Genomic DNA, 617 nt, shown 5'->3' on the forward strand with positions numbered 1-617 from the left:
AATCAGTTAACAGTTATGTTAGGCGGACGCGCGGCAGAAGAATTAGAATTCGGCGACATTTCGACCGGTTCTCGCGACGATATTAACCGCGCCACCCAATTGGCCAGAAAAATGGTCTGTGAGTGGGGAATGAGTGAAAAACTTGGTCCATTAACCTTAGGCAAACCAGATGAAGAAATATTTTTAGGACGAGAAATCGGTTTGCATCGCAATTTCTCAGAAGAGACCGCAAAATTGATTGATAACGAAATAAAACATTTTGTTGATGAAGCCCATAAAAAAGCGTTATCATTACTAAAAGAAAATATTAAAAAACTTAAGACTTTAGCCCAAAAATTACTGGAAAAAGAAATTCTTGACGGCAAAGAGATTGACGAAATTATTGGAATTACACCTTCAACGACCATTTCTGCGATAGACTTCAGAAATGAAGGGATTACATAAAAATTAGATTAGTCTTGAAATGATTTAATGCAATTATCTGGTTCAATTGTTGCTTTAGTCACGCCGTTTGATAAAAAATATCGCCTTGATTTAGAAGGTTTAAAACAAAACATCCAATATCAATTAGCAAACAAGACGAATGGTTTTGTACCATGTGGAACAACTGGCGAATC

Annotated in this window: 2 protein-coding genes; both read left to right on the forward strand. The window is 36.3% G+C overall.

Features of this window, described 5'->3' with window-relative positions:
- Nucleotides 1–444: cell division protein FtsH (locus N2201_07510; protein MCX7786045.1), on the forward strand; the 444-nt coding region annotated here is incomplete at its 5' end.
- A 27-nt stretch (nucleotides 445–471) separates the two neighbouring features.
- The coding region (locus tag N2201_07515; GenBank protein MCX7786046.1) for a dihydrodipicolinate synthase family protein at nucleotides 472–617 on the forward strand (146 nt) is incomplete at its 3' end.

The organism is candidate division WOR-3 bacterium (assembly GCA_026418155.1).
GTDB lineage: Bacteria > Hydrothermota > Tepidihabitantia > Tepidihabitantales > CAIPLT01 > JAOABV01.